The sequence below is a fragment of the Affinundibacterium nitidum genome (assembly GCF_014284155.1).
Lineage (GTDB): Bacteria > Pseudomonadota > Gammaproteobacteria > Burkholderiales > Burkholderiaceae_D > Undibacterium > Undibacterium nitidum.
The window spans coordinates 157,985-177,506 of record NZ_JACOFZ010000003.1 but is presented as its reverse complement, the minus strand read 5'-3'; the positions used below and the strand labels follow the sequence as shown (position 1 = coordinate 177,506).

18 protein-coding genes are annotated in these 19,522 nt (G+C 47.3%); 11 read left to right on the top strand and 7 right to left on the bottom strand.

The annotated features are described in order from the left end of the window. The first annotated feature begins 432 nt into the window (after positions 1 to 432). The 5 genes from H8K36_RS10635 (at position 433) to H8K36_RS10615 (ending at position 4,181) form a co-directional block, all read left to right on the top strand. Positions 433 to 1,635 (top strand): STAS domain-containing protein, encoded by a 1,203-nt coding sequence (locus H8K36_RS10635; RefSeq protein WP_186916504.1) that lies wholly within the window; start codon positions 433 to 435, stop codon positions 1,633 to 1,635. A 140-nt stretch (positions 1,636 to 1,775) separates the two neighbouring features. After that, entirely contained in the window at positions 1,776 to 2,312 is a 537-nt protein-coding gene (gene hslV, locus H8K36_RS10630) for an ATP-dependent protease subunit HslV (RefSeq protein ID WP_186916505.1), read from the top strand. Between the two features lie 43 nt (positions 2,313 to 2,355). After that, the gene (hslU, locus tag H8K36_RS10625) at positions 2,356 to 3,690 is read left to right on the top strand and encodes an ATP-dependent protease ATPase subunit HslU (protein WP_186916637.1); all 1,335 of its coding nucleotides are present in this window, start codon (positions 2,356 to 2,358) and stop codon (positions 3,688 to 3,690) included. Positions 3,691 to 3,730: 40 nt separating this feature from the next. Continuing rightward, positions 3,731 to 3,925, top strand: coding sequence for a hypothetical protein (locus H8K36_RS10620; RefSeq protein ID WP_186916506.1), 195 nt, complete (start codon positions 3,731 to 3,733; stop codon positions 3,923 to 3,925). Positions 3,926 to 3,989: 64 nt separating this feature from the next. After that, complete coding sequence (locus H8K36_RS10615) at positions 3,990 to 4,181, top strand: hypothetical protein (protein WP_186916507.1); 192 nt, start codon at positions 3,990 to 3,992, stop codon at positions 4,179 to 4,181. Between the two features lies 1 nt (position 4,182). Here the strand turns inward: H8K36_RS10615 and H8K36_RS10610 are convergent, their stop codons facing one another. The 5 genes from H8K36_RS10610 to H8K36_RS10590 form a co-directional block, all read right to left on the bottom strand. After that, positions 4,183 to 5,172 (bottom strand): NAD(P)H-dependent glycerol-3-phosphate dehydrogenase, encoded by a 990-nt coding sequence (locus tag H8K36_RS10610; protein ID WP_186916508.1) that lies wholly within the window; start codon positions 5,170 to 5,172, stop codon positions 4,183 to 4,185. Positions 5,173 to 5,214: 42 nt separating this feature from the next. After that, positions 5,215 to 5,658 carry an SH3 domain-containing protein gene (locus tag H8K36_RS10605; RefSeq protein ID WP_186916509.1) on the bottom strand — a complete coding sequence of 148 codons (444 nt, stop codon included), beginning with the start codon at positions 5,656 to 5,658 and terminating at the stop codon, positions 5,215 to 5,217. A gap of 137 nt (positions 5,659 to 5,795) precedes the next feature. Then, positions 5,796 to 6,287: a protein-export chaperone SecB gene (gene secB, locus H8K36_RS10600; protein WP_186916510.1), complete on the bottom strand. Its 492-nt coding sequence runs from the start codon at positions 6,285 to 6,287 to the stop codon at positions 5,796 to 5,798. A gap of 144 nt (positions 6,288 to 6,431) precedes the next feature. Continuing rightward, positions 6,432 to 6,695, bottom strand: coding sequence for a glutaredoxin 3 (gene grxC / locus H8K36_RS10595; protein ID WP_186916511.1), 264 nt, complete (start codon positions 6,693 to 6,695; stop codon positions 6,432 to 6,434). A 13-nt stretch (positions 6,696 to 6,708) separates the two neighbouring features. Beyond that, positions 6,709 to 7,110 (bottom strand): rhodanese-like domain-containing protein, encoded by a 402-nt coding sequence (locus tag H8K36_RS10590; protein WP_186916512.1) that lies wholly within the window; start codon positions 7,108 to 7,110, stop codon positions 6,709 to 6,711. Between the two features lie 135 nt (positions 7,111 to 7,245). On the opposite strand from H8K36_RS10590, the gene gpmA reads away from it, so the two are divergent. The 4 genes from gpmA to H8K36_RS10570 all read left to right on the top strand — a co-directional run bounded on the left by gpmA (position 7,246) and on the right by H8K36_RS10570 (position 11,692). Continuing rightward, a complete protein-coding gene (gpmA, locus tag H8K36_RS10585; protein WP_186916513.1) occupies positions 7,246 to 7,992 on the top strand; it encodes a 2,3-diphosphoglycerate-dependent phosphoglycerate mutase in 747 nt (248 codons plus the stop codon). Between the two features lie 3 nt (positions 7,993 to 7,995). After that, complete coding sequence (locus H8K36_RS10580; RefSeq protein WP_186916514.1) at positions 7,996 to 9,348, top strand: murein hydrolase activator EnvC family protein; 1,353 nt, start codon at positions 7,996 to 7,998, stop codon at positions 9,346 to 9,348. 66 nt (positions 9,349 to 9,414) lie between these two features. Beyond that, positions 9,415 to 10,896: a S41 family peptidase gene (locus tag H8K36_RS10575; protein WP_186916515.1), complete on the top strand. Its 1,482-nt coding sequence runs from the start codon at positions 9,415 to 9,417 to the stop codon at positions 10,894 to 10,896. Positions 10,897 to 10,936: 40 nt separating this feature from the next. Beyond that, complete coding sequence (locus H8K36_RS10570) at positions 10,937 to 11,692, top strand: HesA/MoeB/ThiF family protein (RefSeq protein WP_186916516.1); 756 nt, start codon at positions 10,937 to 10,939, stop codon at positions 11,690 to 11,692. Between the two features lies 1 nt (position 11,693). On the opposite strand, the gene pabB is transcribed toward H8K36_RS10570, so the two are convergent. Continuing rightward, positions 11,694 to 13,418 carry an aminodeoxychorismate synthase component I gene (gene pabB, locus H8K36_RS10565; protein WP_230404529.1) on the bottom strand — a complete coding sequence of 575 codons (1,725 nt, stop codon included), beginning with the start codon at positions 13,416 to 13,418 and terminating at the stop codon, positions 11,694 to 11,696. Positions 13,419 to 13,865: 447 nt separating this feature from the next. Here pabB and H8K36_RS10560 point away from each other — a divergent pair, with 447 nt between their 5' ends. Further along, complete coding sequence (locus H8K36_RS10560) at positions 13,866 to 15,113, top strand: tetratricopeptide repeat protein (protein WP_186916518.1); 1,248 nt, start codon at positions 13,866 to 13,868, stop codon at positions 15,111 to 15,113. 119 nt (positions 15,114 to 15,232) lie between these two features. Here the strand turns inward: H8K36_RS10560 and H8K36_RS10555 are convergent, their stop codons facing one another. Beyond that, positions 15,233 to 15,691 (bottom strand): Lrp/AsnC ligand binding domain-containing protein, encoded by a 459-nt coding sequence (locus H8K36_RS10555; protein WP_186916519.1) that lies wholly within the window; start codon positions 15,689 to 15,691, stop codon positions 15,233 to 15,235. 168 nt (positions 15,692 to 15,859) lie between these two features. Here H8K36_RS10555 and putA point away from each other — a divergent pair, with 168 nt between their 5' ends. Then, positions 15,860 to 19,504 carry a trifunctional transcriptional regulator/proline dehydrogenase/L-glutamate gamma-semialdehyde dehydrogenase gene (gene putA / locus H8K36_RS10550; RefSeq protein ID WP_186916520.1) on the top strand — a complete coding sequence of 1,215 codons (3,645 nt, stop codon included), beginning with the start codon at positions 15,860 to 15,862 and terminating at the stop codon, positions 19,502 to 19,504. Positions 19,505 to 19,522 lie beyond the last annotated feature (18 nt).

The window sequence follows — 19,522 nt, the reverse complement described above, 5'->3', positions numbered from 1 at the left end:
TGTTGTGTTAACTTAAAGTTTCTGATTTATCTTAAGAGATAGTTGTGTTGTTTGAACTTTCTTTGATTTTATCCGCGCCTTGGCGGGATAAGTAAGCAAAAAGAGATGAATTCCGACTATACTTCTGTAGTGGAATGACATTGCCTCGTGTAATATATTTGACATGAGTGCTATGGATACGCGAAGATATTAAAATATCATTTCTAAATTACAAGTTAGGTCGCTGTGGGGATTTTTAAGCTTTTTGGAAAGAAGAATGGACGGGAAGAGGATGCCTCCTCTGACAAACCACTTTCTAAAAAACCTCGATCAAAAGGCAAAAATACCGTTATTGGGCAAGTCCAAGATGACGAGGCTTTGTCACATCTGATGACTGAGAAAAAGCACATCGCGCGAGCTACAGAACGAAAAATCGATGCAATTGAATTTGAAATGTCCCGCGATATGGGGCGGCCTAAATCATTGCAACCGAAACCGACACCGGGCGATCCGCTGAAACGTACCGAACCAAATCAATTCCACACGGATTTTGTTGCCACCGATTTCCAAAGTACCATTGCGCTCAGTTTGCCGACGACAGAGCTGTTATCAGGACATACTGAGATTCAAGCTCATGCGGTTGCACAAACGGAATCCGTGCCCTTGTTGGAAGAAGCGGCGATTTTGTTTGCCACTGGGCAGACCAAGGTCGCGGAACATATGCTGCGTAGCGTAATCGATCAAGATAACCTGGGTAATGCCACACCGATCGCTTGGTTTATGCTGTTTGATCTGTATCAGATCGAGCAGAACCAATATGCATTTGAAAGTCTGTCACTCGACTATGCTGGCAAGTACGAAACCTCTCCTCCTGTGTGGCGTAATCTCGAGCCCTCTGCGGAGAAGAGTGACGATGAGGGCGAAAACAAGGCAACGCCTAACCTCAGTTTCCCTGCGCAACTTGATGGTGACATTATTAAGCTGCTGCAACGTTTGAATACCCTCAGTGAACAAAATAAAGTGTTAAAACTCGACTTCGGCCGAGTAAAACAAGTTGACCCCGTTGGCTGTGGTTTGCTGTTGCGTGCTTTACGCAATTTGAAAAAGACCAAGCATGATTTGATCGTGGTTGGCGCCCAAAATCTGACAGCGCAGATTCAAGCCATTCTTGAAGTGGGACGTCGCGACGAAACAGAAGCCCCTTGGTTGCTCTTGATGGAAATCTTGCAGCTGCTACAGATGAAAGAAGCGTTCGAGGAAACTAGTATTGATTACTGTGTGACTTTTGAAGTGTCTCCTCCAGCGTATGAGGCGCCACTTAATAAGATCACGACGGCGGTCGCTGAGCCGCTCTCACCTGTCACCGAAACGCGTGCGGAATCGTTTATGATGCCGCGGACCATCGAAGGCAAAACCGAAGGTTTGGTGGCTGATATTGTCGAATATGCTAAATCACACGATTTCGTTATTTTGAATTGTTCTCAACTTGAACGTGTTGAGTTCGGTGCCTCTGCCCAGTTGTTGAATGGCTTAGTACCTATCTCTGGAAGTGGGAAAACCATACAATTCAACGAAGTAAATTATCTCGTCATGCATTTGTTTAATGCGATGGGATTGAAGAATGTTGCGGCGATCGTGCCGAGAAAACAATCTTAAACACCGAACTTGAACAATCTCACATCAATTCTGGTGTGCAGCCTTGTAATTTAAAGATTTCCCCCCAATTTCAAACTTCAGCTCTGCTGGGTTGCGCCTGTCATTTTATGGCTGCCCTGGCTGCATTCAATGAGGATTCTATGGAACAATTTCACGGTACGACCATTTTGACTGTGCGTCGTGGCAATGTCGTCGCGTTGGGCGGCGATGGTCAGGTTACGCTTGGCAACATCGTGATGAAAGGTACTGCGCGTAAAGTGCGGAAGCTTTATCACAATAAAGTCTTGGCAGGTTTTGCGGGAGGTACCGCTGATGCCTTTACGCTCATTGAGCGTTTTGAATCGAAACTGGAAAAGCACCAAGGCCATTTGATGCGCGCATCTGTTGAGTTGGCAAAAGATTGGCGTACTGATCGCATGTTACGTCGACTGGAGGCGATGCTGCTGGTTGCGGATAAAGATACTACACTCGTAATTACGGGGAATGGTGACGTGCTTGAACCAAACGACGGCATTGGGGCAATCGGTTCAGGTGGCACTTTCGCCCAATCCGCAGCCATGGCTTTGTACCACAATACTGATTTATCCCCGATTGAGATTGTGAAAAAGTCGCTGACGATTGCGGGTGAGCTATGCATCTACACCAATCTTTCTCACACAATCGAAACTTTAGAGTAAGTCTAGTCAACATAGCTAGCAAGAGATAAAGAACATGACAACAATGAATATGACGCCGCAGGAAATCGTTTCCGAACTGGACAAGCATGTGGTTGGACAAGACAAAGCAAAGCGAGCTGTAGCGATCGCTTTGCGCAACCGTTGGCGCCGTCAACAAGTGGCTGACCCTTTGCGTCACGAGATCACACCTAAAAACATTCTGATGATTGGTCCAACAGGGGTAGGCAAAACAGAAATTGCTCGTCGTTTGGCTAAATTGGCAGATGCTCCGTTTATCAAGATCGAAGCAACGAAGTTCACAGAAGTAGGTTATGTGGGGCGTGATGTTGACACCATCATCCGTGATTTGGTGGACATCGGCATCAAGCAAACGCGTGAGAGCGCTATGCGTAAAGTACGCGCTCGCGCCGAGGATGCTGCTGAAGATCGCGTCCTTGATGCCTTGCTGCCACCAGCAAGAGACTTTGGCATCGGCCAAGAAGCAACGGTTGATAGCGCTGAAAACACCACACGCCAAACTTTCCGCAAGCGACTGCGCGAAGGTAGTCTAGATGATAAAGAAATCGAGATCGACGTCTCTGAGGCAGCACCGCACATGGAAATTATGGCGCCGCCAGGCATGGAGGAAATGACTGAGCAAATTAAGTCGATGTTCTCTGGTGCGAATATGGGGCGCAAAAAGTCACGTCGTTTGAAAATCAAAGAAGCACTTAAACTTCTGATCGAAGAAGAAGCTGCGAAATTGATCAACGAAGATGAGATGAAACAAGAAGCGATTAAGAACGTAGAGCAGAACGGCATCGTTTTTCTAGATGAAATCGACAAGATTGCTTCTCGTTCCGAAGCCGGTGGTGCCGAGGTTTCAAGGGCAGGCGTTCAGCGTGATTTGTTGCCATTGGTGGAAGGTACAACGGTAAATACTAAGTTTGGTATGATCAAAACCGATCACATTTTGTTTATCGCTTCAGGTGCATTTCACTTTGCAAAACCTTCGGATTTGATTCCAGAGCTACAAGGTCGTTTCCCGATTCGTGTCGAGCTTGAGTCCTTATCGACAGCGGATTTTGAGCGTATCCTTACCAGCACCGACGCCTGTCTCACGCGTCAGTATGAAGCTTTGTTGGCAACGGAAGGGGTTAAGTTGGAGTTCTCCACGGAAGGAGTACAGCGTTTAGCCAGCATTGCTTATTCTGTCAATGAGACGACAGAGAATATTGGCGCACGTCGACTCTACACGGTAATGGAAAAACTCTTGGAAGAGATTTCCTACGAGGCGCATCAAAATAGTGGCAAAACGGTGGTGATTGATGGTGCTTATGTCGAACAGCGTTTGCAAGCGCTGTCCGTTAATGAGGATTTGTCACGTTACGTGCTGTAATCGACGCTCGAAAAGTGTAAAGGGCAAAGGGAGGATTGAGATGGCAAATAAAACAATGGGAACCCGACAAAAAATGGTGTTTCGCTTAGATGCCACTCAATCTAAACCACGTAATCCCGTCGCGCAGGCCATGAAAACCAGTGGTGCGGGTAGTCACAAGAAGAATGTCTCCGCTGAAAGACAAGCACACAAACAAGCGCTAAAAAAATTGGCAATTGACGGCGAAGCAGATTAGACTTGCTGGAAAGCATCATCCAGTCACCATTTTGCGGTTTGAAGTCCTCTAGACGGAGTCGTCGATGTCAGGATGTAGAAAACGTAAGCGCTTACTCAAGTATCGGCGTCCCTTGCGGCGACGCGATATGTTGACCCGACTTTTAGTCGAAATTGGCATCAGTTACGCCGACACACTTGGCCACGAAAAAGCGGCGGAATTTCTTCGCGAACGCGATGTGCCTGAAAGCGTTATCGCGCGCGTGATTATTGAATAAGCTATTCGCTCTTGGCGTTACGCGAGAGCAAACGTTCTATCATTTGCGTTGTAGGTACATTGTCAAATAAGACCCCAGCAACTGCATCAGCAATCGGCATTTCTACTTTCAATTGTTGTGCCATTGCACGCACTGCTTGTGCGCAGCGTACGCCTTCAGCTACGTGGCCTAGTTCCTTGACTATCGTTTCGAGCGATTTGCCCTCTGCAAGTGCTAAACCAACTTTACGATTGCGTGATAGGTTGCCAGTGCAAGTGAGGATTAAATCGCCGACGCCAGTGAGGCCCATCAAAGTTTCCAATTTTCCGCCAAGAGCAAGGCAAAGACGGCTGATTTCAGCGAGGCCGCGTGTCATTAGTGCGGCACGTGCATTCAAGCCTAGCCCTAGTCCGTCGGCAACACCTGTGGCAATCGCCAGAATATTCTTTACGGCACCACCAACTTCAACGCCAATTACGTCGTCGCTCGTGTACACCCGCAGACTTTGGCTATGCGCGGCACTTACTACTTGTTCGCACAGGGCTTTTGATGTTGAGGCTATGGTTAAAGCACAAGGCAAACCTTGGGCTACTTCTTGCGCAAATGAGGGGCCGGAGAGCGCGCCTGCCAAGATCTCCTCACCAAGTACCTGTTTAACCACTTGATGCGGGAGCAGACCGGTGCCTTCTTCGAAGCCCTTGCAAAGCCACACGACATTCTTTAGTTCGTAAGGTCGACACTTCTCTAGGCTGGGACGCAAGCCTGAGACCGAGGTCGCAATGATCAGCAATCCGTCATCTAAGGCGTGCCGTACGGCGGCATCAAAATCAGAGGTGGCGGTGAGTGCGCTGGGTAAAGCATAGCCGGGCAAATAATGGGTATTTTCGCGTTGATTTTGCGCTGTCTGCATCGCATCATCATTTCGCCCCCAAAGCATGACTTGATTCTTTGACGCGAGGGAGATGGCTAAAGCAGTGCCCCAAGCACCGGCGCCTAGTACGGAAATATTCATGTTAAACCTGTTTAATGATGCACAAATTCGATCAGCGACTAATCACAGGCCCCAAACTTCACTAATGCGAACAAAGCCAGTTTGTCCGTCACGGTGTTTGACTTTTACCCACGCACCCACTGGCGGCTCCGCCATTTCGAGTAAGACATGTTTGTCTGCGCTAAACAGCATCGTAGAGCCTTCTTCAGCGGCGACACGAATTCGTGCATTGGCGACTTTAACGACTAGATTGCGCCGAGTGACCAAGTCTTTCGCTTCCACCCATGTAAATTCTCCGCTGGCATCACGTACCCTACACCATGCACCTTGAGTAAAAATCACTTCGAGCGGCATTCCCGCGGGTGCAACATATTTCTTTATGCCATGAAAAGTCGGTGTGTCGTACATGATGATGGGAGAGGGGCCGACTGAGCGAAACTCGACTGCTGCAGCGGATCCCGTCATACAGCAAATACTTAAAGCCAAAACTGTTGCAAGGTAACGCATGGATGTACCTGAGAGAAAAGTGGACAGTGGAGGGATCTTACAAGGCAAGGATGATTACGTAAAGCGTATCACCGGAATCGGGGGCAAAATAAAACCCGTTGCCGACAATGTCGGACAACGGGTTGGATAAAACTGAATTAGTGCGTTGTCGCAGCTGCGTCAGTGTTACCAGCTTCTTCAGCTAACTTAGCTTGTTCAGCGATGTTAGCCAAACGTTGTTGGTAGAACGCTTCGAAATTGATTTCTGTCAAATGAATCGGTGGGAAACCAGCGCGGGAGATCGCATCAGCAACGTTGGAGCGCAAGTATGGGTAGATGATGTTAGGGCAACCAATGCCTAACAATGGATCCATTTGGTCTGCTGGGATGTTACGTGCTTCGAAGATACCTGCTTGTTTTGCTTCAACCAAGAATGCAACTTTGTCTTTTACCTTGGCAGTAACAGTCACTGTTACTGTGGATTCGAAGATGCCTTCAGCCAATGGTTCTGCAGCAACGTCTAAAGTCACTTCGATACTTGGCGCTTCTTGTTCCAGGAAAATTGCTGGGGAATTTGGTTGTTCGAGCGACAAATCTTTCAGATAGACGCGTTGAATTTGAAATACTGGCTGCAGATTTTGGTCGGACATGTGAGACTTTCTGAAATATTGTATAAATTGATCATGAACTGCTTTTCTTACATAGGATTGAATTCAAAGAATTCAAGTCCCAAGCTCCCTATTGTAGCAAGCGACCTTAAAAAACCGCAATCAAAGCCGCTTGTGCAGTGCATTTTATGTTGGATTTAGCAGTGCATCGAGCTTTCCGGCACGGTCCAAAGCGGATAAATCGTCAAAACCACCGACGTGTGTTTCCCCAATGTAAATTTGGGGTACGGTTCGGCGACCTGTTTTTTGCATCATTGCTTCGCGAACTGCCGGATCAAGATCGACACGAACTTTTTCAATTTCTGCAACGCCCTTGGCTTTTAATAAACGTTCCGCCATTACGCAATAAGGGCAAACGGCTGTGCTATACATCGTGACATGGGCAACCATGATTACTCCTTTGTTACTTCACTGTCGGCAGGCTTTGCGCTTTCCACTCAGCAACGCCACCATCTAAACTAAATGCTTGTTCAAAGCCCGCTTTGTTCAAAATACTGACCGCGGTTCCGGAGCGTACGCCGGATTGGCACACCGTAATCACTACATGAGACTTGGATTTCTCGATTTCACCGAGACGATTAGTCAATTCATCGATAGGAATATTTTTCGCACCAGGCAGATGCCCACTTGCGAATTCGTCGGGGTTGCGTACGTCAAGCACTAAAGTTTTACCTTGATTCATGTACTGCGTCGCTTGCAATTGAGAGACGCGAGCACCACGTCTTTGTAGGCTCGGAAGCATCAAAGCAATACCTGAAACGACGGCGATAGAGATTAAAAGCAAGTTGTCGGTAATGAAATTCACGGTTTTCCCGAAGTAAGAATGGTTATAAAGAAGCGCCTCATTATAAAATAGAAGCTGATTTTAGTTTTGATCGAATCAAAAACTTCTAAAAACACCCCGTTTTACACTTGTTCATTTCTTACTCACGTAAATATTATGTATAAAATTGTATTGATGCGTCATGGCGAATCCACATGGAATCTTGATAATCGCTTTACAGGCTGGACCGATGTTGATTTGACCGAAAAAGGTGTAGCCGAAGCTCGCCAAGCGGGTAAGTTGTTGAAAGAAGCAGGTTTTACTTTTGATTTGGCCTACACTTCAGTGCTCAAGCGTGCGATCCGCACACTGTGGGGTACCTTAGATGAGATGGATTTGATGTGGCTGCCAGTAGTTCACGATTGGCGTCTGAATGAACGTCATTACGGTGCTTTGCAGGGTTTGAACAAAGCCGAAACAGCTGCTAAGTATGGCGACGAACAAGTGTTGGTATGGCGTCGTAGCTACGATACTCCTCCAAACGCTTTAGATGAAAACGATGAGCGCACTTCCTACAGTGACCCACGCTACGCAGGCTTGAAGCGTGAGCAAATTCCATTGACAGAATGTTTAAAGGACACGGTTCAACGTGTTGTGCCTGCGTGGAACGACACCATTGCGCCAGCCATTCGTTCTGGTAAGCGCATCATCATCTCCGCCCATGGTAATAGTTTGCGCGCATTGATTAAGATGTTGGACGGTATTAGCGATGCTGATATCGTCAATCTGAACATCCCAAATGGACAACCGTTGGTATATGAACTCGATGCAGACTTGAAACCGATCAAGAGCTACTACTTGGGCGATCAAGAGGCGATTCAAGCAGCATTGCAAGCAGTCGCAAGCCAAGGTAAGTCTAAGTAAGCAATGCCTTCTTCCATATTGCTGCAATCTCCAAAACTGCGAGCGGCCTCACGTTTTTGTGTGAAGCCGCTCGTAGCTTGCCTGTTCGCCCTTGGATTATTAAGTCTGAGTTTGAATGTCGATGCACAGACGACACGTTCCAAAGCGAAAAAGAAAGTTGAGGCTGAACGTACTGAGCTTCAGCAAAAACTGGACAACCTGAAGAAAGATATTCGTAAGACAGAAAATGCAAAAGATCGCGCTGTCGATGCATTAGAAGAATCTGAGCAGGCCATATCGGATGCCAACCGCGCTATTCTTGATTTGCAAGCCGAACAGAAGAAAGCGGAGGCGCGTCTGCAAGCCTTGATGGATGAGGCAAATCGTTTGACAGCACAAGTCGAGAAACAAAAGCAGCAGTTATCGGATTTTCTGAAACAACAGTATATGCACGGCGATAGTGATCGCATCAAATTGCTATTGTCAGGTGAAAACCCAAATCGCATTAATCGTGATTTGCATTACATGAGCTATGTTTCAAAAACGCAGGCGAAGATGATCGATGGTCTGAAGTTGACTTTGGAAGAGGTTGAGAAGAATCGTCAAGCGGCGCAGGAAGCGAAAGAAGAGTTAGACGAAATTGCGCAGGAAGAGAAGCAACACAAAAAAGGTCTAGAGTCACAAAAGAAAAAGCGGGCGGCTCTATTGGCCGAATTAGCCAATAAGTTACGTTCGCAGCGTAAAGAAGCTGAAAACTTGCGTCGTGACGAACAACAATTGAATAGCCTGATTCGCAAACTCGAAGAGCAAGCGCGGCAAGATCAAATCAAACAGGCGCAGGCAGAAAAATTGCGCAAAGAGCGCTTGGCGCAAGAAAAAGCACAACAGAAAAATACGGGTAAGGCCAGTGAAGCGAGCGAGACACGACCCGGAAAGAATGTTGTGGTCGACGAGGCACCGCAGTACAGTGTGTTAGATGGAAATGCCTTTGGAAAATTGAAGGGGCAAATGCGCTTACCTTTGGCGGGTGAATTGCTAGCCAAGTTTGGTAACAAACGTATCGATAGCCTTAATTGGAAAGGTCTTTTTATTAAGGCTGCCGAAGGGACAGAAGTAAAAGCGGTCGGCCCAGGACGAGTTATGGTATCCGGTTGGTGGCGGGGCTATGGCAACATGATCTTGATCGATCATGGTGGCGAATACATTAGTATTTATGCAGGTAATCAAGCAGTGTTAAAAAATAAAGGTGACGCAGTCAAAGCGGGCGAAACCATAGCAACTGCGGGTAATACCTTCGGCGCTGACGAATCAGGGCTATACTTCGAAATGCGTTTTAAAGGCCAAGCCTTTGACCCAATGGGATGGGTCCGCAAATAATTTAACAGGTTTGGTGTGAAGCTGGGCCAGCATTTTCTCCTTCTTATGAAGGCAGGTGAAAGAAACATGAGCAGTAAATTAAAGAATTTGGGCCTTATCGGTTTCGGAATGTTCGCCGGTGTTGCAGCATCGTTGCAGTATTCGGCGCTCGCTCAAAAAAATGTGCCAGCCTCGTTGCCTCTAGAAAAACTTAGTGAGTTTTCAGAAGTGTTTGGCATGATCAAGTCCGATTACGTTGAGCCTGTCGACGACGAGAAATTATTGTCGGAAGCAATTAGTGGCATGGTTAGTTCGCTCGACCCCCACTCTGCCTATCTTGATAAGAAAGCTTTCAAAGAATTAAAAGAAGGCACTGAGGGCAAATTTGTTGGTCTTGGTATTGAAGTGGCGATGGAAGATGGCTATGTCAAGATCGTCTCACCGATTGAAGATTCCCCAGCATTTCGCGCCGGATTGCAACCGGGCGATCTCATCACGCGTATCGATTCTGTACCAATTAAAGGTTTAAGCATTGATGACGCCGTCAAAAAAATGCGCGGTGAGCCGGGCACCAAAATCGTACTGACGATTGCTCGCAAGAGTGAAGATAAGCCTATCGTTGTGAATCTGGTGCGTGAGCTCATTAAGCAACATAGTGTTAAGTCAAAAATGGTAGAGCCTGGCTATGCGTGGCTGCGCATTTCTCAGTTCCAAGAGCCTACCGTTGACGAACTCGCCAAGAAAATTCAAGCCTTGTATGCGCAAGACCCACAATTGAAGGGGCTCGTTTTGGATTTGCGGAATGATCCTGGTGGCGTATTGCCCGGCGCAGTTGGTGTGTCGGCAGCTTTTCTTCCCAAAGACGTGCCCGTGGTATCAACCAACGGCCAAGTCGAAGATTCGAAGGCAATTTATTATGCCAAGCGCGAATTCTACGGAGCGCGTGCGGGTAACGATCCGCTCACTAAACTTCCGTTGGCGATCAAATCTGTTCCATTAGTGGTCTTGATCAATACCGGTAGCGCATCAGCATCTGAAATCGTTGCTGGTGCTCTGCAAGACTATAAACGTGCGACGATTCTAGGAACGCGCAGTTTCGGCAAAGGTTCGGTACAAACGGTGCACCAAATTTCTGAAGATACTGGCATCAAAATTACGACAGCACGTTATTACACGCCGAATGGTAGAGCGATCCAGGCGAAAGGAATCATGCCGGACTTGTATGTCGAAGAAACCGAAAATGGTGATGGCTTCAATAGCTTCCGCTCACGTGAAGTTGATTTGGATAAGCACTTGAAGAATGATAAAGAGGCCGAGAAAGCCGTAGATCAGGAGAAATCCCGTATCGATGAGCTCGAAGAGGAGCAACGTCTGGTCGCTCTAGCGAAGAAAAGCAAGCCTTTAGAGTTTGGTAGCAAGGAAGACTTTCAATTGCGTCAGGCATTAAATCATCTGAAGGGTTTGCCAGTCAAAGTTGCGATCGCACCTGAGGATAAAACGCCAGAACAAGCAGTTAAAGTTTTACCTGCGACAAAGAAAACAAAGTCCGATCTGAAGAAAAAGCAATAATGCTTGAAAATATTTCGATCGGTCAAATTCTTTGCACCTTATGAACGACAATCAGCTACTGAGGTATTCGCGCCATATCCTCTTGGATGCGATTGGAATCGAAGGGCAGCAAGCCTTGCTCAAGGCCAAAGTCTTGGTGGTTGGTGCTGGTGGTTTAGGCTCGCCCGTGTTGATGTATCTTGCCAGTTCTGGTGTCGGCGAGATCACCTTAGTCGATGATGATGTAGTTGATTTAACGAATTTGCAGAGACAGATTGCACACAACACAGAACGTGTCGGCATGAGTAAAGTGGCGTCTGCGCAGATTTCAATTCAGCATTTGAACCCCGATGTTGGTGTTCATGCCTTGCAGGAGCGTTTGCAGACGGAACGTTTATCGGAGCTTGTGCAAGCTGCCGATGTCGTGTTCGACTGCACCGATAATTTTAAGACTCGCCACGCAATTAATGCCGCTTGTGTTCAACATAAGGTTGCTTTGGTCTCTGGTGCAGCAATTGGCTTTGATGGCCAGATTAGCGTTTTCGATCAGCGCCAAATAGATGCTCCATGTTACGCCTGTTTGTTTTCGCCAGAACAGCATGTCGAAGAGGTTCAATGTTCGACGATGGGAGTATTCGCACCATTGGTTGGGATTATCGGCACAATGCAAGCTGCCGAGGGCTTAAAGCTGCTGATGGGTGTCGGTGAATCGCTCAATGGAAAACTGCAAATGCTCGATGCCAAGCGCATGGAGTGGTCACAAATGCGCTTGCAGAAAAATCCAACCTGCTCTGTTTGCACTTCAACGAAGAGCTAACTCAACTTACTGAGATGCGGCGTGCTGGCATTAATCCGCGTAAGGAGTTTGCCAACACCACTTGTTCTGCACTGAGAAATTCTGCTACGGTGATTGAACGCTCTTGAACATTACGCACGCGGTCGGTCAACACTTGTCGGCGCATAACCCCAGGCAAGACTCCATCGCTCAGAGGTGGGGTGAACCACTGTCCTTCAAGGCATACAAGAACGGTACTCCTACCCCCTTCAGTGACATACCCGTCCTCGTTGATGAAGATGGCATCGAAAGCAGCGTGCCGTTCGGCTCGTTGCCAAGCGGTATCGTATTGCTGGCGTATGGTCGTTTTATGAGCCAGGAACAACTTCGGCGTGTGACAAACCTCATTTTCAAAGAGAAAATTGACATACCCATCTTGCGTATTGAGGGGCGTAAGTTCAGCACTCTGGATGTTGGTGGTGCCGTCATGCTGTAGTGTTAGCTTCAGGCGATAAGTCGTATTTGGATCTAAACCTGAACAGAAATCTTGCAGTTCTTTTGCTATGCGTTCAGGATTAAAGCGAAAGCCAAAGTACTGCGCTGATCCATGCAGTCGCTCCAAATGTAAAGCCCAATTTTGACAAACCTCTTCACGTGTCGCTCGCATGGTTTCAAAGAGGGCGAAACGAGGTTCGAGCCCAGTCAAGAACTTGGCTTTCAGTTGGCACTCGGCATATTCTTCATCTGCCACGCTATCAAAAACGATACCCGCACCGACACCCATGCGTCCCTTGCGTTCTCCGGATTTCGCAGAAGCTTCTAGTTCAAGGGTGCGGATTGGCACAGAAAGGCAGAAGTCAGACAGGCGCTCACTATTAGGGTTGGGGGCGAACCAACCAATGGCCCCAGTGTAAAGCCCTCGCTCTTCTGTTTCGATTTCTCGAATAATTTCCATCGTGCGTTTTTTAGGAGCACCGGTAATCGACCCGCATGGAAAAAGGGCACTCATGACTTCAGCTAAGTTCAGCTCTGACTTCACCGTCGCTTCGATGGTCGATGTCATTTGTAGAACGCTAGTAAAACGATTTACCTCAAACAGGCGAGGTACCTTTACTGAGCCCGTCTCTGCGATACGGCCTAGGTCATTGCGCAGCAAATCGACAATCATTAAATTCTCGGCACGGTTCTTTTGATCTTGGCTTAAGGCGTGCGCGCGGCGTTCATCTTCAGCCAAATCACCCGACGCAGCTGCCGTTCCCTTCATCGGTCGCGCCGTGAGAGCTCCTTGTTGATGGCGCACAAAGAGTTCAGGCGAAAACGATAGCACCACTTTATCGTTGGAGAGATGAATCAATGCCCCATATGGCACAGGCTGTCGAGCACGAAGTGCCAAATACAGTGCGATTGGAGAGCCATAGGTTTGAAAGTGTAGACGATAGGTATAGTTGACCTGGTAAGTATCGCCAGCTGCGATGTAAGCTTGAATTTGAGCGATCGCTTGCGTGAATTCAGTTTGATTAATGCTCGCTTCGAGTGAGTGTATGCCCGCTGGAGATACTTGTTCATCGGTCCGAAAATGCTGCTGCAAGAAATCAGTAACTTGGTGGCGACTCAACATCTGGCAGTGTTCGAAAATCAAAACCTGGCTTGGTTTTTCTTTTGGAGTGGTGCGCGATGTAATTGCCTGCAGTTGGCAGCCTGTTTCGTACCGGAGCAAAGCAACAGCATGGTAACCTGCTGCGAGTTCTTCTTGAACAGAGTCCCACATGGACTGCCACTGAGACATATTTGTACAAATATGGGTTTGCCTTAAACCTGTGTAGAAGCGCGACTTACTTTCATCTGACTGAGCGTCGTCAAGCAAGGCAAAGCAAGAGTTTGCCGAGGTTAGGGATGAATTGGAAGTTGCGAAAGTGAGCACAATATTGAGGGCCGATTTAAATTGCGCGTAGTTTACTCGCAGATGGCTTACTCTGCACAGTGATGCTGCTTTTTTAATATTTAAATCAATAATGACAAAAGTATCGCCTTTGATTGCGAATGATGTCGTCCAATTTGTGTGCGGTGCGTTAGCTATAGGCAGCGGGTATAAACGCGTTATAATGTTTAAATCAGGCACCCGCTGCTGACGCTATAGCAAAAGTCCTGAGTGAGCATGTCAGATCATATCCTCTGGGTTTTATATAAATTTTAAGTTTAATTACACATTATCACCATGAAAAAATCTCCTATCGCCCTCGCTGCACTTTTGTTGGCTATCGGTTCAGCATCTATTGCGTCTCTTCCATCTGCTTATGCACAAGAAAAGAAGGAGCCATCTAAGCAAGAAGTGATTCGTCAAGAATGGTCTAAACCATACACAGAAATCCAAGCTTTGATCGGCAATAAGCAATATGCAGAAGCGTTGACGAAAATCGAGGCATTAGACGCTTTCGATAAAAAAACGCCATTCGAGAGTTTCTTCATTAGCCGTACTAAGGCTGTTGTTGCATCGAGCACAGGTAATAACGCTTTGCTGGCGAAGTGTTTCGAAGAGATGATTAATAGTGATTTCCTCTCCGCCGCGGAAAAATCTAAGTACACCGAAGCGATGGCAGGCACTTACTACAATGAGAAAAAATATGCTGAGTCTTTGGTGTGGACAAAGAAAGCACTCGCACTCGATCCAAATAGCACTTTGATCCAAGATCTTTTGATTCGTAACTATTATTTGCAAGATGATTTCGCAAACACAGTAACCGAAGTCAAAAAATTGATCGATGCTGACCTCGCTGCTGGCAAAGCACCAAGTTTAGAGCGTTTGCGTTTCCTGCATGGTGGCCACGTCAAGTTGAAAAACGAACAGGGCGTTACAGCAGCATTAGAATTGATCGTTAAATATCATCCAAATCGCGAGTTCTGGGCTGATCTCTTGTATCGTTTGCCGAACAACAAGGGTTTCTCAGATCGTTTGCGCTTAGACTGGTATCGCTTGCTGAACAAGACAGGCAATTTGGAAGACGATACACAGTACATGGAAATGGCTGAAATTGGATTGCTCGCTGGTTTGCCATTAGAGGCAAAAGAGGTTCTCGAAGGTGGTTTCAAAGCCGGTATCTTGGGCAAAGGCAAAAATGCAGCGAAGCATAAGCCGCTGTTAGATAAAGCATCGAAACAAGCTGCTGATGATGCTAAATCTTTAGACGCAGGTGAAACTGCTGCTCGCGCAGGTAAAAATGGTTTGGGTATGGTTAATATGGGTTACAATTTTGTAATCCACGGCCAATTCGAGCGCGGCATCGCGCTGATTGAAGCCGGTATTGCCAAGGGTGGTTTGAAGGCGCCTGAAGAAGCTAAACTGCATTTGGGTATGGCCTATTTGGCTGCAGGCAATCGTGCTAAAGGTGAAGAAGTGCTGAAGACTGTGACTGGCACTGATGGCTCTAGCGACTTGGCTCGTTACTGGATTTTGTTTAAGCAGTAATTTGCTTGAGCTGAGCTAATTTTTAATTGGTTCAGCTCTCTTCAAGTACAAGCGATACAAATAAAAAATGCGTGAAAACTCTATTTGAGTATCACGCATTTTTTTCGACTTCTGTCCGTTTACTTGATCGGCAACGCCGTCGTATTTTTGACTTCTTCCATCACCGCATAAGTGTGCGTTTCGCGCACACCGCTAAGCTGCAGCAGGGACTTGCCTAGGAAGTCTCGATACGCGTTCATGTCTTTGACCCGGGCTTTGACCAGATAATCGAAGCCACCAGCAACCATATGGCATTCCAATACCTCTGGAATCGCTTGTACGCCACGCTTGAAGGCATCGAACACGTCTGGCGTGGTACGATCTAATACCACTTCGATGAACACCAGCAAGGCGACATCAAGCAAATGTGGATTTAGTTGGGCTGTATAGCCTAAAATGTAGTCTGATTCTTGCAGCTTACGCACACGTTCCAAGCAAGCTGCTGGGGAAAGATTGACGCGCGTTGCAAGTTCTACATTACTGATGCGGCCGTCATTTTGTAATTCGGCCAGGATTCTTTTACTGATTTTGTCTAGCATAAGAAGGCAGTGTAGGTAGTTTTTAATAAAATTTGGTCTTATTGTCGCACAAAATAGAATATTTCGATATACCTTCGAATTTCCAGAATTAATCCTCGTCAATCCTCTATACAATTGAACATTAATCTGTTTATGCCCGTTTGGGCAAAATTATAATAAACCATACCTATGACCACCCCAACCAACTCCACTCCATTCAGTGCTCTGCAGCAAGAACTGCTAGCGAATCCAAGCGCTTTACGTAACGCAATTACTGAGGCTTATCGCCGCGATGAGGCTGAGGCCGTGCAATGGCTGCTCGCCAATATCAAAGACGTGCCAGCAGCGCAGGCTAATATTCGAGATTTAGCGCACAAATTGGTCAGTTCAGTGCGCCAACAAAGAACGCGGGCATCCGGTGTTGATGCACTGATGCATGAGTTCTCCTTGTCCTCTGAAGAAGGCGTGGCTTTGATGTGTTTGGCAGAAGCCTTGTTGCGTATTCCTGATGCCTCTACTAAAGATCGTCTGATCGCTGACAAAATTAGTAAAGGCGATTGGCGCAAACATTTAGGCGAATCTCCATCATTGTTCGTCAATGCGGCGACTTGGGGTTTGCTGGTCACTGGTAAATTGGTCAGTACCAATAGTGATCAAGGTTTGGGTTCTGCCTTAACACGTTTGATCGCAAAAGGTGGTGAGCCTTTGATTCGTAAGGGTGTTGATTTGGCGATGCGTATGCTCGGCAATCAATTCGTGACAGGCCAAACAATCGATGAAGCCCTGAAAAACAGTCAAGACAACGAAGCTCGTGGTTATCGTTATTCTTACGATATGCTTGGCGAAGCAGCATTGACGATGCATGATGCTGCGTTCTACTACAAAGCGTATGAGACTGCGATCCATGCGATTGGTAAAGCGTCAAATGGACGCGGTATTAAAGATGGTCCGGGTATTTCTGTCAAACTTTCGGCTTTGCATCCACGTTATTCTCGCGCACAACGTGCTCGCACAATGAATGAGCTGTTGCCATTGTTGAAGAGTCTCTTGGTGTTGGCGAAGCAGTACAACATTGGTTTGAATATCGATGCGGAAGAAACAGATCGCTTGGAATTGTCTCTCGACTTGATGGAAGCGCTGGCTTTCGATAAAGATCTCGAAGGTTTTGAAGGCATTGGCTTTGTGGTGCAAGCCTACCAAAAACGTTGCCCGTTTGTGATTGATTACCTCATCGATTTGGCGCGTCGTAGCAATCGCAAATTCATGGTGCGTTTGGTTAAAGGTGCGTATTGGGATTCTGAAATCAAACGTGCGCAAGTCGATGGCATGCCTGGCTTCCCCGTTTATAGCCGCAAGGTCTACACCGACGTTTCGTATTTGATGTGCGCGCAAAAATTGTTGGCAGTGACTGACGTTATCTACCCACAATTCGCGACGCATAATGCCTTGACCTTGTCGACCATTTATAGCTGGGCACAAGAAGCCAAAGTCACTGACTATGAATTCCAGTGCTTACACGGTATGGGCGAAACTTTGTACGATCAAGTCGTGGGTGCTGATAAGCTCAACAAACCTTGTCGTATCTACGCGCCAGTAGGTTCGCATCAAACACTATTGGCTTACTTGGTTCGCCGCTTGTTAGAAAACGGTGCGAACTCTTCTTTCGTGAATCAAATCGTCGACGAGAAAATTTCTATCGACTCCTTGATCGAAGATCCAATTCATATTGCTCAAAAACTCGCAGGTAAGATGCACTCGGGTATTTCTTTGCCGCAGGCGCTGTTCGGATCCGAGCGTAAGAATTCTGCCGGTATGGATTTCAGCAACGAGTTGCAATTGCAAAAAATTAGCGCGCATTTTTCTGCTTTCAGCCAACAGACTCTGCATGCAACACCTTTGATCGCAGGCACAGTTTCAGCAAGTACAGCACGTCCCGTTTTGAATCCAGCAGATCATGCTGATGTGGTTGGACAAGTGGTGGAAGCCGATGCTGCTGACGTTCAAACTGCTTTAGCGGCGGCGCAAGCGCACGCTGCACAATGGGCAAGCCAAACTCCCGCGGCGCGTGCAGCATTGTTGAGCAAGGCAAGTGATTTGTTGGAAGCACAAACTTTAGATTTCATGGCGCTCGCGATTCGTGAAGCCGGCAAGTCTTTGCCAAATGCCTTGGCTGAAGTGCGTGAAGCGGTTGATTTCTTGCGTTACTACGCAGCGCAGGTCGAACAACAAGCACAGACTGAAGCTTTGGGCCCAGTGGTTTGTATTAGCCCATGGAACTTCCCATTAGCGATTTTTATCGGCGAAGTGAGTGCCGCATTGGCCGCTGGTAACGTCGTCTTGGCGAAACCTGCGGAACAAACGCCATTAATCGCCCATCGTGCAATTCAATTGATGCACGAAGCAGGAATTCCTGTCGGCGCACTCCAATTCTTGCCAGGCACGGGTGAAGTCGTTGGCGCGCAATTGGTGGCAGACAGCCGCGTCAAAGGCGTGATCTTTACCGGCTCCACTGAAGTGGCGCAAATCATCAATCGTACTTTGGCAAAACGTTCTTTGGCTGAGGGTGCAGACATTCCATTGATCGCCGAAACTGGTGGTCAGAATGCAATGATCGTCGACAGCAGTGCTCTGCCAGAACAAGTGGTGAACGATGTTGTGAGCTCTGCATTCGACAGCGCGGGTCAGCGTTGTTCCGCATTGCGCGTGTTGTGCTTGCAAGAAGACATTGCTGATAAGACATTGGAAATGTTGCGTGGCGCGATGCAAGAATTACGCGTCGGCATCCCAGATCGTTTGGCAACGGATATCGGTCCAGTGATTGATGCTGAGGCGCAGAAAAATCTGCAAAATCATATCGATCAAATGCGCACGAAGGCTAAGTCTTTCTACAGCTTAGAATTGCCAGAGCAATGCAAAAACGGCACTTTCGTGGCGCCGACCGTGATGGAAATTGGCGCTTTGTCTGAACTCACAAAAGAGGTGTTTGGTCCTGTGTTGCATGTCTTGCGTTATCACCGCGATCAATTGCCAGCGCTGATTGATGCGATTAATGCGACAGGTTTTGGCCTGACGCTCGGTGTGCATTCCCGTATTGATGAAACCATCAACTTCATCACGCAACGTGCGCACGTTGGTAACATTTACGTGAACCGTAACATCGTTGGTGCAGTGGTTGGTGTTCAGCCATTTGGCGGTGAAGGAAAATCAGGAACAGGCCCTAAAGCAGGTGGTCCGCTGTATCTAAAACGCTTGCAAAAGAATCCTGTGATTAGCTTCTCTGGTAATACGGTCTATGAGAAACAAGCGCCAGTGGCTTTGGATGCCTTGACAGTTTGGGCGAAAGCAGAAGGTCATGCAGAAGTTGCGGCATTGGCTGAACAATATGCGCGTCAGAATCCGTACAAAATGACGATGCTATTGCCAGGCCCAACCGGTGAGACGAATACCTTGGCCTTCTCTTCACGTGGCCGTGTGTTCTGCGCTGCTAAAGATGTCGCAAGTTTGCTCAATCAAATTGCTGCTGCCTTGGCGACCGGCAACACGGTGGTGGTCGAAGAAAAGAATAAGGCTCTATTGCCATCGAACTTGCCTAAGCTGGTACAAGATGCGGTCAGTGTCGGTAATGCTGATGACGTGCAATTTGCTCTATTGGCGCGTGATGTGGTGAATGACTACAAACTGGCATTGGCTCAGCAAAGTGGTGCGATTGTTTGTATCGCTGAAACGGATGCTAAGTCTGAGATTCCACTGTGGCGCTTGTTAGCTGAACGGGCGCTCTGCGTGAATACGACAGCGGCTGGTGGTAATGCAAGTTTAATGTCATTGCAAAGTTAAACTTCTTTATCTGTACTG